General features: G+C 49.2%; 10 protein-coding genes. 3 read left to right on the top strand and 7 right to left on the bottom strand.

Annotated elements, in window-relative coordinates; all coding sequences use genetic code 11:
• Nucleotides 1-10 precede the first annotated feature (10 nt).
• From pstB to NV375_RS11945, 7 genes are all read right to left on the bottom strand, one after another.
• A complete protein-coding gene (gene pstB, locus NV375_RS11975; protein WP_258808417.1) occupies nt 11-829 on the bottom strand; it encodes a phosphate ABC transporter ATP-binding protein PstB in 819 nt (272 codons plus the stop codon).
• A gap of 30 nt (nt 830-859) precedes the next feature.
• Nucleotides 860-2515 carry a phosphate ABC transporter permease PstA gene (pstA, locus tag NV375_RS11970; protein ID WP_258808416.1) on the bottom strand — a complete coding sequence of 552 codons (1656 nt, stop codon included), beginning with the start codon at nt 2513-2515 and terminating at the stop codon, nt 860-862.
• A gap of 14 nt (nt 2516-2529) precedes the next feature.
• Nucleotides 2530-4773, bottom strand: coding sequence for an ABC transporter permease subunit (locus NV375_RS11965; protein WP_405035623.1), 2244 nt, complete (start codon nt 4771-4773; stop codon nt 2530-2532).
• Nucleotides 4774-5053: 280 nt separating this feature from the next.
• The gene (locus NV375_RS11960) at nt 5054-6025 is read right to left on the bottom strand and encodes a PstS family phosphate ABC transporter substrate-binding protein (RefSeq protein ID WP_126773804.1); all 972 of its coding nucleotides are present in this window, start codon (nt 6023-6025) and stop codon (nt 5054-5056) included.
• A gap of 155 nt (nt 6026-6180) precedes the next feature.
• Nucleotides 6181-7485 carry a phosphate regulon sensor histidine kinase PhoR gene (gene phoR, locus NV375_RS11955; protein ID WP_258808414.1) on the bottom strand — a complete coding sequence of 435 codons (1305 nt, stop codon included), beginning with the start codon at nt 7483-7485 and terminating at the stop codon, nt 6181-6183.
• A gap of 29 nt (nt 7486-7514) precedes the next feature.
• Nucleotides 7515-8201, bottom strand: a complete 687-nt coding sequence (gene phoB, locus NV375_RS11950; RefSeq protein WP_126773808.1) for a phosphate regulon transcriptional regulator PhoB — start codon at nt 8199-8201, stop codon at nt 7515-7517.
• A gap of 85 nt (nt 8202-8286) precedes the next feature.
• Nucleotides 8287-9483: an endonuclease/exonuclease/phosphatase family protein gene (locus NV375_RS11945; protein ID WP_258808413.1), complete on the bottom strand. Its 1197-nt coding sequence runs from the start codon at nt 9481-9483 to the stop codon at nt 8287-8289.
• Between the two features lie 217 nt (nt 9484-9700).
• Between NV375_RS11945 and NV375_RS11940 the strand changes: the two genes are divergently transcribed.
• From NV375_RS11940 to NV375_RS11930, 3 genes are all read left to right on the top strand, one after another.
• Nucleotides 9701-12952 carry a TonB-dependent receptor gene (locus NV375_RS11940; RefSeq protein WP_258808412.1) on the top strand — a complete coding sequence of 1084 codons (3252 nt, stop codon included), beginning with the start codon at nt 9701-9703 and terminating at the stop codon, nt 12950-12952.
• Between the two features lie 118 nt (nt 12953-13070).
• Nucleotides 13071-13559, top strand: coding sequence for a tRNA adenosine(34) deaminase TadA (gene tadA, locus NV375_RS11935; RefSeq protein ID WP_258808411.1), 489 nt, complete (start codon nt 13071-13073; stop codon nt 13557-13559).
• Between the two features lie 103 nt (nt 13560-13662).
• Nucleotides 13663-16779, top strand: coding sequence for a TonB-dependent receptor (locus NV375_RS11930; RefSeq protein WP_258808410.1), 3117 nt, complete (start codon nt 13663-13665; stop codon nt 16777-16779).
• Nucleotides 16780-16819 lie beyond the last annotated feature (40 nt).

Genomic DNA, 16819 nt, shown 5'->3' with positions numbered 1-16819 from the left:
TCAGCTCCTCTTAGCCGTATCGGCCCGTGATGTAATCTTCGGTCTGCTTCTGCGTTGGCGTGGTAAACAGCGTATTGGTATCCGCATACTCAATCAGCTTACCCATGTACATAAACGCAGTTTGGTCAGAAACCCGTGCCGCCTGTTGCATGTTGTGCGTCACAATCACCACGGTGTATTTTTCTTTCAACTCGGTGATCAACTCTTCGATCGTCAGTGTTGAAATCGGGTCTAGTGCCGACGTTGGTTCATCGAGCAACAAGACTTCTGGCTCAATCGCGATAGCACGTGCAATCACCAAACGTTGCTGCTGACCGCCTGATAGGCTGAAAGCACTGGCGTTTAGACGATCTTTCACTTCTTCCCAAAGCGCTGCGCCTTTCAATGAGCGTTCGACCACTTCATCTAAGGTACGACGGTCGTTCACACCCATCAAGCGCATACCGTAGACCACATTCTCGTAAATTGACTTCGGGAACGGATTCGGGCGCTGGAATACCATGCCTACACGACGACGTAATTCAGCGACGTCGACATCTTTGTCGTAGATGTTTTTGTCGTGCAAACGGATCTCGCCGGTAATTTTACAAATCTCAACCAAATCGTTCATGCGGTTAATGCAACGCAACAACGTAGACTTACCGCAGCCCGATGGGCCGATGAAGGCGGTCACACGGTTACGTGGGATCGCCATGGAAATATCATGCAAAGCTTGAGCATCGCCGTAGTGCAGATTCAAATTGCGAATTTCCATAGCGGTTTGATCCGCCGTTAAATTTTCTAAATCGAGGCTCTCAGCCTGATTGTTTGTCGGAGTTACCGAAATCATAGTAAGACCTTTTCGCTTCTGCTTCGTTAATTAATGCTCAAGTGAGCGATACTTTTCACGTAAATGGTTACGCACGCCAATGGCCGTTAAGTTCAAGCCAACAATCACCGTTACCAACAGGAACGAGGTGGCGTAAACCAGCGGGCGCGCCGCTTCAACGTTTGGACTCTGGAAACCAACATCATAAATGTGGAAACCTAAGTGCATAAATTTGCGATCCAGATGGAAGTACGGGAAGTTACCGTCCACCGGCAACATTGGCGCCGACTTCACGACACCGACCAACATCAGCGGAGCAACTTCACCAGCGGCACGCGCTACGGCCAAAATGAGACCGGTCATAATTGCCGGAGAGGCCATTGGAATAATAATGCGCCACAAGGTTTCAGCTTTGGTCGCGCCGAGCGCCAAGCTACCTTCACGCAAGGTGCTTGGAATGCGCGATAAACCTTCTTCGGTCGAGACAATCACCACCGGTAACGTCAAAATCGCCAAGGTAATCGCCGCCCACATGACACCAGGCGTACCGAACGTCGGACTCGGCAAGGCTTCTGGGTAGAAGATTTGGTCAAGCGAACCACCGACCATGTAGACGAAGAAACCTAAGCCGAATACCCCGTAAACAATCGACGGTACACCCGCCAAGTTAATCACGGCGATACGAATCAGTCGAGTAATCGCATTTTTACCGGCGTACTCGTGCAGATAAATCGCCGCAATTACCCCGAATGGCGTCACAATAACCGACATCAACAGCACCATAAATACCGTACCAAAAATTGCCGGGAATACACCGCCCTCGGTATTTGCTTCACGTGGGTCTTCGCTCACGAACTTACCAATTTGGACAAAGAAATGGCCGAGCTTTTCCACCAGATTCATGTCGTTCGGAAAATACACCGCCAGCATACGGTACATCGGCAATGTGACTTCAACGCCACGCATGTCGCGCATCACCACTTCGTCGCGGCTCGCTTGGTCACGTAATGCGAAGAGCTCTTCTTCCAGAACTTTGTAGTCTTCACGCAGCTGTTGCTCAGCAGCACTAATGCGTGCTTCTTCAGCTTCAGTAAGTTGGCCCTCAAGTTCCAGCGCACGGCGTTCGAGCCGCAGCTGGTTGAGCTGATAGTTAATCGCGCCGATTTCGCTGTCTTGCAGGTCGGCGGCTTGCTCGTTGATCTCGACCACGCGTTCAATTCGCTGCTCAAGTACTGCACGAACGTTCTCACCGTTCGCTACTGACTCGCCGTTTTCCAGCACATCGACCACATAACCATAAAAGTTACCGTCTTTCGAGCGTTCGAGCTTAGCCAAGTCCGCTGGGGTTTCATCGCGCACGATTTGCGGCTCGAGTACCCAAGTAAAGTCTAACGGTACGTATTCACGGTTACCGATTTTGATCAACCAACGGTCGAGCGCCACTTCGTTGAAGTCATCCAGCTGAACACCTGATTCCTTCAGTCGTTCCAGCGGAATCGTTTCAGTGTCGTAGACTTCACCGATAATGGTCGAAATCGAACCATCATTCGCCCGCACGTCCATCTCATGGATTTGTGCTGGCCAGAAGAATGACAGACCACGCCAACCAATCAGAATCAGCAGCCCGATAACCGCGATCAGACTGATACTCACAGAACCTGCGGTGAGCCAAATCCAGGGTTTTCCTGAGTTAAACCATTGCTTCATGGAAATCCTCTCGCTTACATCGAGCTGTATTTATCGCGCAGACGCTGACGAACAAGTTCGGCCACCGTGTTAAACGCGAAGGTGAAAACAAAGAGCACAAAGGCTGCTAAGAAAAGAATGCGGTAATGCGAGCTGCCAACTTCAGACTCTGGCATTTCAACGGCAATGTTGGCCGATAGGGTGCGCATTCCTTCAAAGATATTCCAATCCATGATCGGTGTGTTACCGGTGGCCATGAGAACGATCATCGTCTCGCCAACGGCACGGCCTAAGCCCATCATCACCGCCGAGAAGATCCCCGGACTCGCGGTGAGCAACACCACCTTGGTTAAGGTTTGCCACGTAGTCGCGCCCAACGCCAAAGAACCATTCGACAAGTGTTTTGGCACGCTAAATACCGCATCTTCGGCAATCGAAAAAATGGTCGGGATAACAGCAAAGCCCATCGCAATACCGACCACCAACGAGTTACGCTGGTCAAAGGTAATGCCAAGCTCATTGGTCAGGTACTGACGCACATTGCCGTCGAATAACACGTTCTCGATAACCGGTGACAACTGGAACGACAACCAACCTACGAAGGCCACCAAGGGCACCAAAACCAACGCCGCACTGCCATCGGTCAAACGTGAGCGAATAACCTGTGGTAGCACCGAGCTGAGCATGGCGAATAGAATGATCGCCAGCGGCACCAGCACAATGACCGCGATGATCCCCGGTAAATAGGCCTCCACCAACGGAGCCAGCCAAAGACCCGCCAAGAAACCTAGAATAACGGTCGGCAGTGCCTCCATGATTTCCACGGTAGGTTTCACTACTTTGCGCACGCTCGGTGACATAAAGTAAGCAGTGTAAACGGCCGCCGCAAGACCAATGGGCACCGCGAACAACATCGCATAGGCCGCGGCCTTGATGGTACCGAACGAGATCGGTACGAGGCTGAATTTAGGTTCAAAGTCATCTGAGCCTGAGGTCGACTGCCACACGTAGTCCGGCTCTGGGTAACCTTCATACCAAACTTCTTGCCACAGGCCGCTCCACGTCACCTCTGGATGTTCGTTGATGAGCTTAAAAACATGCAGTTGCTGCCCTTCGCGCATCAATAGGGTGTTTGCGCGCGGGTCAATCACCAAGTTTTGAGCTTTGAACGCATCCGGATGACCACGATAAAGCTCAGCTTCAGAAGTGGTGTGAAAGACGCCCACCTCGCCGTTTTCGACAATGGTGTAGAAGGTGCGACGATAGTATTCAACAACGATTTCAGTGATCGCACTTTCTGCTGCTTGGAAATCACGAATAAACTGATAGCGACGGCCATCATCGCCAGCCACTTCAAACCACTGGGTGATTTTACCGTTGGCATGGCCAAACAATACCGAACTGGCGCCAGCCAATAAGCTCATCGAGGTGACTTCACCAAATCGACGGCTATCCACATTAATCAGTTGGCGCTCTTTTACAGCACCGGTGCGGGTCACATCAAAAATCCAGAAGCGATTGTTCTGGCGCACCATCACTTGGCGCAGATCTGGCGTCACGAGCAGTTGATCTACGCCGCCATTAATCGGCAATTCACTTACTTTCGACTCCATTTCGACTTCGCCACTTAAAAAGTTGCGTTTCGCCTGCATGAAGTTTACGAGCACTCGATCGTCAGCGGTTTGCGCCGCAAACAGCTTAGACTCGCCATCATATTCGTAGGCAAGTTTAACGATGTCGTTTTCTTGCGGATCAACCTGTAGTAGTTCCCGTGCGTCGAGTTCAACTTCGCGCGGCTCAACAAACATTTCACCGTCAATAAAGCGGCTCGAGAATTTCGGCTCGATAATGCGCACAGCACCGCCAGGAACGGCAAACGCATAGCGGTTATTTTGTGGCTGAGTTTTGGTAAATGCCGTCGGCTTTTGCGCGGTTACCGCGGTACGCATGAGCTCTTTACCAGGCTCCCATTCGGTACCCTTTTTCGCGCGTAAAGCAAAGTAGACGAGTTCACCATCTGCGGTAAATTGATAACCAATTTCCGATTGCTCTTCCATGCCCATTGCCACGACATTTTCGGCTGGTGTTTGGAAGCTACGCTGATGGTTGATTTCAACGCCACGGAAAATCGGCTCAATGACATAGAGCAGATAGAAGAAGATGAGCAACAATGCGACTAAAACCATCACGCCGCCTAGGCTTACGCCCCAGCGCGCCGCGCGATCTTTAATCAGTCGATAATTGCTGGCTCCCAAAGAGGGTTTTGCTGCCGCCATCATAACCTCGAGTGGTTGTGCAAGTTAGAAATTTCATTGCGCGCAGTATAGTAGAAAAGTATGACAGTATTGTTACAGTACCGTCATAAAACTGAAATTTATTGAAATACTGCTGGCCGAGATTCGGGTAGCCCGTGGTTCTATCACGGGTCAAACCTGACGTTTTGACCATGATCGTTGACTTCGAGAATCCCCGTGGTAGAACCACGGGCTACCACCAGCTCAAAAAAAACGCTGTTCGCTTTTTCAAACAGCGAACAGCGAATAGCAAATAGCGCTCTTTTTAGTTCAAGCCGAGCTTTTCGAGCTCTTGCTCAACGACAACTTTAGGTAATGGAATGTAACCGTCTTTGTCAACAATGACCTGACCAGCTTTCGACAGCACCATTTTCAAAAACTCTGCGGTGGCTGGGTCAAGCGGCTTGTTCGGATGCTTGTTTACGTAAACGTACAAGAAACGCGAGAGTGGGTACTTACCTGCAAGCGCATTTTCTGTGGTTGCGTCTACATACTCAGCACCTTCTTCAACCGCCAAAGGTACAGTTTTCACACCAGAAGTCAGATAACCGATACCTGAGTAACCGATCGCATTCAACGACGTTGAAACCGACTGTACTACTGAGGCAGAACCTGGTTGTTCATTGACGTTGGCACGGAAGTCACCATCACACAACGCGATTTCTTTGAAGTAACCGTAAGTGCCTGAGACTGAATTGCGACCATAAAGTTGCAAGTCGCGGTTGCCCCAGCTACCAGTCAAGCCTAAGTCGCCCCAACGCTGAACTTGTTCAGTAGCGCCACACAAACGGGTGTTACTGAATACAGCGTCGAGCTGGGCAATGGTCATGCCTTCGATTGGATTATCTTTGTGTACAAAAACCGCCAAGGCATCGATTGCTACACGAACAGGTGTTGGCTTATAACCGTGACGCTTTTCAAAGGCTTCGATTTCTTTCGATTTCATACCACGGCTCATCGGGCCAAAGTTTGAAGTGCCTTCAGTTAACGCTGGTGGCGCAGTTGACGAGCCAGCAGCTTGAATTTGCATGTTTACGTTCGGGTACAGACGTTTAAATTCTTCTGCCCAAAAGGTCATCATGTTGGCGAGTGTGTCAGAACCAACAGAAGAAAGGTTGCCAGAAAGACCACTTACTTTCTCGTATTCAGGGAGGTTGTCAGTCGCTTTTTGGGCGTGGGCAGAGGTTGCTACCAAGCCAGCTACGCTTAAAGCAAGAAGTACTGATTTAACTTTCATAATGACTCCAAGTGTCAGTGCTAAGGTCAGTGCCAAAAATAGTGGATTAAAACTTAGCTTTGCTTAATGAACACTGGGAATTTTAGTAGGTCAATGTGACACTTTGATGACAGCTTCTATTTTTTTGTCATATTTCTGCCACTTTTTTGTCATGCCTAGGAAGGCGTGATTACCAACTCCTCTGGAACGCGCACGCTGAAGGTCGAACCGCGGCCAACTACCGAGTCGATGTTTAACTTACAGTGGTGATTTTCAACAGCCTGTTTGACAATGGCAAGGCCAAGCCCAGAACCTCCTTTGCTGCTATTGCGGTCTTTATCGATGCGATAGAAACGTTCCGTCAACAAAGGAATGTGCTCGGCAGGGATACCAGGACCATTATCGGTAACACTGAACTCCATTTGTTTGCCCACTGGGCGCCAGCGCACGGTGATCGTGCCGCCCGGTTGCGTGTAATGAATGGCGTTGGTTACTAAGTTGGCAAACACACTACGTAGCTCGTCTTCACGCCCGTACATGCTCTGGGCCGCAATCTCGAAGCGTAAGTTATGCTGTTTGGTTTGATTAAGCTGCTCGGCGTCTTGCTGAATGCGGCGTAAAAGGTCGGGAACCGCAACGGCACGCTCAAAAATATCACCACGAGCTGAGTCGATACGCGATAACGACAACAGTTGGTCAACCAAGTTGCGCATACGCTTTGACTGCCCGCTCATATCGGTGACTGCTTTTTGCATTAATGCCGGAGGCATTGCACTAACGTCATCATCAAGCATTTCAAGGTAACCTTGAATCACCGTTAATGGCGTCTTTAATTCGTGGGAAACATTCGCGACGAAATCTTTGCGCATTTGCTCTAATCGACGCAGTTGCGTTACATCACGCGCCATCAGTAGGTACTGATCTTCGCTGTAGGGCATCACACGAACTTCAAGTTCGATGTCTTCACGCACCGGTGATGGCAAATACATTGCTTCGCTAAAATCTCCTTTTTGCAGGTAAGCAATAAACTCGGGGTGACGAATTAAGTTTGATAAACGAATACCGGTATCGGCAGGCCACTTTAAGCCGAAATAGAATTGCCCAAGCTTGTTACACCAAATCAGTCCGCCATCACGACGAAACACGATGGCGGCATCTGGAATAGCTTCAGAAGCTTCACGGAAACGGCGTAAGATGCGTGCTAAAGCGCGACGCCGTTGCTGACTGCGCCGCTGGGTGCGGTAAATACCATCATAGATATAACTCCAGCTGCCGGGCGCACTCGGCGGCAACATGGTGCGACGGTGCCACAGCCAATCCACCAACTTGTATTGGTAGAAATAATGCCAAGCCAGAATCCCTATCAGGCCAAGGCTCAATACTTGCCATAAATAACCAAACAGCCAGCCGAGCACAGCTAAAGGCACGACATACCAAAGGAAGCCGCGCAGAATAAACACTGCGGAAAAACGCTTATCCATTGAGCCCTACCCTTGCGGTCGCCACTACTTTAACGTGGCGAGAATCGATAGCCCACACCGCGCACAGTTTGCACCAAGCGGTCGTGGCCATGCATTTCGATAGCTTTACGTAAACGGCGAATATGGACATCCACGGTACGGTCTTCAACGTAGACATTCGTGCCCCAAACATTATCGAGGAGTTGCTCACGACTATACACGCGATCAGGGTGTGTCATAAAGAAGTGAAGTAATTTAAATTCGGTCGGCCCCATATCCAGGCGATCATTAAAGGCACTCACACGGTGTGAAATGGGATCTAACTTTAAACCTTCTATTTCAAGAGGTTCATCCAAAACGGTAGGCGATACGCGGCGAAACACCGCACGCATACGGGCCATCAGTTCTTTCGGCGAAAATGGCTTGGTAATGTAGTCATCGGCGCCCACTTCGAGGCCGCGCACTTTGTCTTCTTCTTCGCCGCGAGCCGTCAGCATAATAATCGGAATACTGCGGGTAAAGTCATCGCTTTTCAGTTTCTTCGCTAACTGAATGCCTGAACCACCCGGTAACATCCAATCGAGTAAAATCATATCGGGGAACGGCTCAACAATTTTCTCTAAAGCAACTTGATAATCGTTCGCTTCAACTGCTTGGTACCCATGCTGTTCCATGACAAAGCTAAGCATTTCGCGAATCGGCGCTTCATCTTCAACAATCAGAATTTTTCGTGACATCGTGCTTCACCTAGTCGTTTTTAAGCAGCGTCATTATTACGTTACTTTATGACAGTTTTATGAATCTACGACATTTTTGTGAAAATTACTGCAATTGGATGTCAAGCCACACTAAACGGTGATCCGACGAACGCTCACGGTCGGCGACCAAGTCCGCTTTCGCTTCCGCATTGGTGGGCCAAAACACGCCTCCGTCGATGATGCGAATACCATAGCTGGACGGTAGTACATAGTCCGCCCGTTTACGCCAACCTGCAGTATGCTGCGCCGCCAATGGATTGTCCGGAGTATGCGCCTTGCCACCCGCACTCTCAGGTACAAAATCACCTTGTACAGCTGGGTGTTCGAGCAATTGCTCGATGGTGCCCGGCACGTTATCCGCACTTTCAATCGAAGCATTCAAATCACCCGCAATGATGAAACGCTGCGCCTCAGGTAAGCCGCCACGACGACCTTGATCATCGTAGATATATTGGGTGTCGAGGTCACCGACGTACTCGTGCCAAAAACGCACCTCGTCATGGTTCCGACGACCGTTGCGATTCTCGTCGCCGTCAAACACCGGTGGCGTCGGATGGCTTACGAGGAGGTGTAACGGATACCCCTCAACGTCGAGCATGACATCCCAATGGGACTTAGAACTCAACGGCATTTGTGCCCAAGCAGCAGGGCTATACCAACTCTCGTGGGTATTCGGCACTAACGGCTGCAAGGCGCCCGGTAAGTCGCGCCATTTAAAAAATTGAAAGGTCCGCGTTGCGGCCTGATCTATCGGGTATTTCGATAGTACCGCCATACCGTATTGACCTTCGTAGTTGCCATAGCCCCAAGCGTCATCGCCTACGCCGCTCGCTTCGCCATCGCGATTAAGGTCAAATGGGCTCGCACGCCCCGTATTCACCGGAGCGGTAAAACTATGCGGGTAATCGATCGGGGCCTCACCATTTTGACTGACGGCTAAGAACTCGTTACGAAAGATCTCCAGCACCTGTGCATCAGGTAGGTAGTCAAACTCGTTCAAGACGATAATGTCTGGCCGCACATGTTGAATGATTTCGGCGATGGCACGAACCTGCGGATGTTGCTGTGCGAGAGCCGTGGGCAAAGCATCTGCCCCTTCGCTTTGCCATTTTTCTGCGGGCAGGTAATTCGATGCATCCATGCTGACATTAAAAGTAGCGACCCGCAGGGTTACCGGCGGTTTAGAATTTTTTTTTGGCACATCACACCCATTTAAGAAAAAAGCGAATAAAGCTACAACACCGAACAGAATAGGCTTCATAGACATTCCTGCAACATTTGAAGAGCCGCTATGACATATTTTTACTGTATTAGTTCCACTTTATCGGTGCAATTACGAGCAAAGTTGATTAAAATACTGTCACATTTTTGACACAAGCTAGTGTTATAAAAGCGTAGACATAATTCACAAGGCTCAACATCAAGCGGTATTGCCTTTCAAGATTTTTTTTAAACCACAACCCAGGAAATTAAGAAAGATGAGTACATCTCTGCGATTTTCGCGCACCGCAAGTGCCGTCGCAATTGCCTTAGGCTTTGCCTCAGCGACAGCGGTAGCACAAGACACCTCAGCTTCAATGCGAGGCGAGATTCTTGGACCACAAGGTAGCGGCGCAGCCAATACCACTGTTGTCATCGAACACGTACCATCAGGTAGCCGCACTCAGGTGAACACTGATAATAACGGTAGCTTCATCGCTAGCGGTTTACGTGTTGGTGGTCCTTACCGCATCACTATCGATTCCGACGTGTATCAAGACGCACAGTATTCAGAAGTGTTCTTGAAGCTTGGCGAAACTTTCCGCCTAAATGCACAACTTGAAGCTGCTAACGTTGAACGCATTAGCGTTACGGGCCAGGCCATCAACTACGCACAGTTGAATAACGGCTCAAGCAGCTCGTTTGGTGAAGAGCAAATCGAATCATTGCCAACCTATAGCCGTGATTTGAAAGAAATCGTGCGTTTGAACCCACTTGCTACGCAGTTAGGCGACGGCGACCAGTTAGTAGTTGCGGGTAACAACCCGAAATACAACTCTATCACTGTTGATGGCATCAACCAGAACGATGACTTCGGTTTGAACAACAACGGTTATCCAACCCAAGGTTCACCGATTTCAATCGATGCGATCGAGCAAATCACTGTTGATGTTGCACCTTTCAACGCCAAAGACACCAACTTTACCGGTGCTAAAGTTAACGCGGTAACCAAGTCGGGTACCAACGAGTTAACTGGTTCAATCTTTTATCAGTACACCAGCGACAGCTTGGCTGGCGACGCAGAAGCTTCTATTTATGATGAAGATGCGTTACCACCAAATGTTGACTATGAAGAGAAGACTTTAGGTTTTGGTCTTGGCGGCCCAATCATTAAAGATAAATTGTTCTTCTACGTGAACTATGAAACCCAAGACGAGAGCAATGCACCTTACCGTGGTCCTATCGGTTCAGATGCAGCTAACATTGCGAACATTACTACCGAAGAACTTAACGAAGTTCTCGATATCGCACGTAACATCTACGGTTTAACTGATGCTCAGCTTGGCGGCTGGGATATTCCAGCAGACGAAGAAGATAACAAACTTCTCGTGAAACTTGACTGGAACATCAGCAACGAACACCGTGCAGCCTTCACTTATCAGCGCACCGACGGTAACTCGATTCGTAACCAATATGGCGGTGACGGCACATTGACGTTGTCATCAAGCTGGTACAACAATGAGCAAATCCTTGACGCTTATGCGGTACAGGTTTACTCAAATTGGAGCTCAAACTTCTCGAGCGACATTAAACTTTCACACAAAAACGTCGAAGCGATTCAAGATCCTTTGAACGGTCGTACTATGGGTATGGTTACCGTGGAAGTTGGCGGTCGTAACGCTATCGAATTTGGTCCTGACTATTCACGTCACGCCAACGAAGGCGAAAACACCACTATCGAATTCCAAGCTAACGGTGAATACCTGCTGGGTGACCACGCTATTGGTTTCGGTTATGCGTTCTCAGAAACCGACATCTATAACTTGTTCGTACAGAACGCGTTAGGTTCATGGGAGTTCGACAGTATCGAAGATTTCCGCAACCGAGAGGCGGGTGACTTCTATTATGCTGGAAGCTTAACCGGCGATATCAACGATGCCGCAGCGAACTTCACGCAAGGTACACAAGCACTGTATATCCAAGATACATGGCAGCCGACTTGGGATCTTGAGGTTATGTTTGGTGTGCGCTATGAACGCATGCACGCTGAAGATAAGCCGATCTATAACCCTAACTTTGCGGCCCGTTATGGTTTTGCAAATACTGAAAACTTAAATGGTAAGGACTTGATCCTTCCGCGAATGGGTTTCAAATATCAATTAACCGATGATACTCAACTGCGCGGTGGATTTGGGCGCTACGCTGGTGGCCGACCAAATGTTTGGGTATCTAACTCGTACACCAATAACGGGATGACCTTCTCGCAGTTTGACCGTTATTTGGCTGATGTTCCTTGGTCGGTATTCTTCGACAACGTTGATCCGACTCAAGTTCCGCAAGAAGTCCAAGACGGTTTGCTTGCCGATGGCTATGTAAACGCCATTGATCCTGACTTTGACCTGCCTTCTGATTGGCGCGGAAGTTTAGCTGTTGACTTCAACAACATCAGCATCCCAGTACTTGGCGATGATTGGTTTGCAAGCGTTGAGTACATCTACACTCGTCGTAAAGATGATGTTCAGTGGAAAGACTTAACTCGCGTACCATTGTTAGACGAGAATGGTGACCCACGCACCACCGTAGACGGCGGTCGTATTATCTACGTGGTCGACGATCCACTTGATAACCACACACCTAGCGGTGTTGGTGATCATGGCTTCGTACAACGTTATGACCTCATGTTAACCAATGGTGACGGTGGTAAGAGCCAAATCTTTACGACAACGCTCGGTAAAGCATGGGATAACGGTTTGAGTATGCGTGCTAGCTACACCAACCAAGATATCCAAGAAGCTGTAGCTGGTAGTTCAAGTACTGCACTGTCAAACTATCGTTATCCAGTAGCATTGGATCGTCAGAACGTTCGTCCTGGTACTGCGTCTTACCAAGTCGAGCACCGCTTCATGGCGGACGTAACCTATAAGACTGAAATCTTTAACGGTTACACCTCTACCTTCGGGCTGTTCTGGGAACGTTACTCTGGTCGTCCTTGGGGCTACGTGTACGATAGCTACGGCGACGTAAGCTTTGGTAACCAGCCGTTTGGTCCTTTGGGTCGTTCATCAGTTTACTTGCCATATATTCCAACTGGCGCTGATGACCCAGCAGTTGCATATGAAGATGGCTTTGGCTACGACCAATTTATGGAGTACCTCCAACGCGCAGGCCTAACAGGTTACGAAGGTCAATACTTGCCACGTAACACTGAACGCGGTCCATGGACCACTAACTTGGACTTCAAATATACCCAAGAGCTTCCTGGGTTTGCTGAAGGCCACAAAGGTGAGTTGTACATCAACGTACGTAACCTGATCGCTATTTTTGATAAAGACGCTGGTCAGAAACACGTATTACCATACGGTGACAACGTACGTGAATTGGTAAGTGCTTACATCAACGATGACGGCCAATATGTTTACGGTACGCCGTACAACAACCGTGCCTTCGACTTGGTCACGCAAGCACCAACTCGCTATCTTCCAGAGCGTTCAACGTGGCAGGCGAAGATCGGTATCCGCTACCGCTTCTAAGCCAGTTGCTAACAACTGGAACGTAAAAAAGTACAGAAATGTACAAAAAGCCCTCGCATTTGCGGGGGCTTTTTTTTAGAATGCGCGCCATATTGCTTTCTTATTTAAGAGATCGCTAATGGACCACGAACGTTACATGCGTCGCGCCCTTGAACTTGCACAGCAAGCCGAAGCTATCGGTGAAGTGCCTGTTGGTGCTGTCGTGGTCGCCAATGACAGCATCATTGGTGAGGGCTATAACGAAGTTATTCGCCTCAGTGACCCCTCAGCTCATGCCGAAGCCCAAGCCATTCGCGCTGCTGGGCAATTTCTCAATAATTACCGTTTAGTCGATACCACTCTGTACGTTTCTCTAGAGCCCTGCGCCATGTGTGCTGGACTCATTACGCACGCACGCATTAAAACCTTAGTGTTCGCCGCGAGCGACCCGCGTACAGGGGCTACTGGAACGGCTATTGACGTTCTCAACCACGACACGATGAACCATAAAGTCGAGGTGATTAGCGGTGTACTCGAACAAGAGTCAGCTGCGATCTTGCAGAGTTTTTTCCGTAAAAAACGTGAACATGCAAAGAACAAGAAACGTGAAGAAAAAAGTGTGCATTGATTATTTTTTGACTACTATTTCATCAAACTGTCATAGAAGTTAATTAGGATTTGACACCCAATAACGACAATTTGTTCTAACCACAACCCAGGAAAGCAACATCATGTTGAATAATAAACCTAGTCGTATTGCTGCTGCGGTCGCACTCGCCATTGGCTTGTCGGCAACCGCAACGGCGCAAGAAACGTCATCTAGTCTCCGCGGCGTGGTCACCAGTGAGAACACTGGTCAGACTATCGCTAACGCTAATGTGACTCTGCGTGATGAGCGCACCGGCACCAGCACCACTTTAACAGCAAACGCTAACGGCTTATTTTCAGCACGTGGTCTTGCGGTTGGTGGTCCATACACCCTTACGGTCACTGACAATCAGGGCAACAGCGAAGTTATCGAGAACGTTTTCCTCACACTTGGTGAAACTGAAAACGTCAGCGTGCAAATTGCGCAACAAAGTGTTGAACGCATCGAAGTTTCAGGCCGTCGCTTGACCATGACTTCAGGTTCAAGCAGCCCAGCTTCCAACTTTAGCTTGAGCGACCTACAAGAGCAGCCGGCAGCGAATCGTGATATCAAAGACGTGGTACAAATCGACCCACGTATCTACATCAACGAAACCAACGCCCGCGATATTCAATGTGGTGGCGCGAACCCACGTTTCAACAGCCTAACTGTTGACGGTGTGCGTACCAACGACAACTTTGGTTTGAACTCGAGCGGTTACCCAACCGAACGTATGCCTTTCTCGTACGATGCGATCGAACAGGTGGCTGTAGAGTTGGCACCGTTTGACGTGCAATACGGTGGCTTTACCGCGTGTAACATCAACGCCGTTACCAAATCGGGTGAGAATGAATTGTTTGGTAGTGTCTTCTTCGACTACACCAACGACTCACTTACTGGCGACGAGCTGGAAGGCGAGTCAGTGAACGTCGGTGCGTTCAATGAAAAACGCTACGGCTTTAACGGCGGTGGTGCGCTGATTCAAGATAAACTTTTTGCTTTTGTAGCTTATGAGAAGCTTGAAGGTTCTGATACTTTCGACCGCGGTCCTGAAGATGCCAATGTGGCGACCCCAGTCCTTGGTGTAACGCAGGCCGACCTTGACCGTATCGCAGGCATCGCGCGCGATGTGTACGGTTTTGAGCCAGGTGGCTTCCCGTCGAGCTTGCCCGTAGAAGATGAAAAATTCTTGGCGAAGATCGACTGGTACATCAACCAAGACCATCGTGCACAGTTCACCTATAACTTTAATGATGGCTACTCAATTGCTGAGTCTGATGGTGACGACGACGAACTCGAGTTCTCAAACCACTTCTATTCACGTGGTGCTGAGTTTAACTCGTACGTTGCGCAGCTATACTCTGACTGGACTTACAACTTCTCGACCGAGCTTCGTGCTGGCTACTCAGAACTTGAAAACTCAGTGATGCCTTTAGGTGGCAACGAAATCGGCGAAGTGCAAATTCGTCACAACGGCGCGACCATCTACCTTGGTGCGGACGACTCGCGTCATGCTAACAAACTGGCCTATGACACTGTTTTCTATAAGCTCTCTGGGACCTACCTGCTCAACGACCATACCTTCACTTTTGGGTATGAATACGAAAGCTATGACGTCTTCAACTTGTTCATTCAAGAAGCCCAAGGTGAGCATCGCTTCGCCTCAATCGATGACTTTGAAGCCGGCTTCGTTGACCGTTTGATTTATGAGAACGCTGCAGGTACGAATAACCCTGACGATGGCGCTGCGCAATTCAAATACGCTGTCAACACGCTGTATGCACAGGATGAGTACTACTTCATTGATCATGATCTGACATTGACAATGGGTTTACGTTACGACTGGTACACCACCAGCGATGCACCAGCGTTAAACCAGTCATTCCTCGACACTTATGGCTATGCCAACACCGCAACACTAGATGGTGAAGGGTTGTTACAGCCCCGAGTCGGTGTGAACTGGGTCGTGAATGACCAATTAGAAGTTCGTGGTGGCTTTGGTCTGTACTCAGGTGGTAACCCGAACGTTTGGTTGTCGAACAACTATTCGAACAATGGTGTGACCCTTTACGAAGCAAACCGTTTCGACGTCAACATGTTCGACGATCTTGATTATGGCAACGGTAGTCCGATTATTGATATCCCATTGGAAATGATCGACGAAGTTGCTGAAGCAGCAGGTCGTGGTCCGGTTAATGCATTAGACCCAAGCTTCGACATTCCAAATGAATGGAAATTCGCAGTTGGCGCAACCTACGTTACTGAAAATGACTACGTATTGATGGCCGACTTCTTGCACACGCGTAAGCAAGATGCCGCAATCATTCGTGATTTACGTGCGGTCCAATCAGGCACGGCACCCGACGGTCGTCCAATCTACTCTCGTAGCGGCTCAGATGCATTCTTGCTGACCAACGTCGATGGTGATGCCGGTGACCAAACCAGCATCAGCTTCGCAGTTTCTAAAGAGCACGACTGGGGCTTCGATTGGTCACTTGCTTATGCTTGGAACAAAGCTGAAGACGTGAATCCAATGACCAGCTCTGTAGCCTACTCAAACTACACAAGTGTAGCGACAGCAGACGCAGAAAATCCAGGCATTGCAACCTCGAACTATGAGATCCCGCATCGCTTCACCTTCCGTGGCACTTATACGGCAGAATGGCTGAGCGGTTATGATACCAAGTTCAGTGTATTTGGCTCTGCCAACAAAGGTCGTCCGTATAGCTTCACCATGAATGCACCAGTGGGCGATATCACTCGCGGTCGTTCATTGCTGTACGTACCAGACGGTATGAACGACAGTAACGTTGTTTGGGGTGATGGCTTATCAACCGCTGAGATCGAAGAGTTCTTGGCGTTCATCCAAGAAGCAGGTCTTGATCAATACGCGGGCGGCATCGCACCACGTAACGAGTTCAACAGTGACTGGTGGCACAAAGTTGACCTTAAAGTTGAGCAAGAATTACCAGGCTTCATGGAAGGTCACAAATCAAGCATCTACTTTGTCGTAGACAACTTTACCAACATGTTGAACGACGACTGGGGTGTCTTGTACGAAGCAAGCTTCCCACGTTCAGTTGACGTTGCCGAAGTCGATATCAACGACCAAAACCAATGGGTGTTTGAAGACATTAAGCCGCGTATCAACTCGGTCCAAGGCCGTGCCGGCTCTCCATCACTTTGGAGTGTTCGCCTAGGCTTCCAGTACGACTTCTAAGTCGCACTATCGAAAACAAAAAACCCGGCTTTCACGCCGG

It is taken from the genome of Pseudidiomarina sp. CB1, from assembly GCF_024752025.1.
GTDB lineage: Bacteria > Pseudomonadota > Gammaproteobacteria > Enterobacterales > Alteromonadaceae > Pseudidiomarina.
The sequence above is the reverse complement of the archived record's forward strand: the minus strand, read 5'-3'. Positions and strand labels throughout refer to the sequence as shown.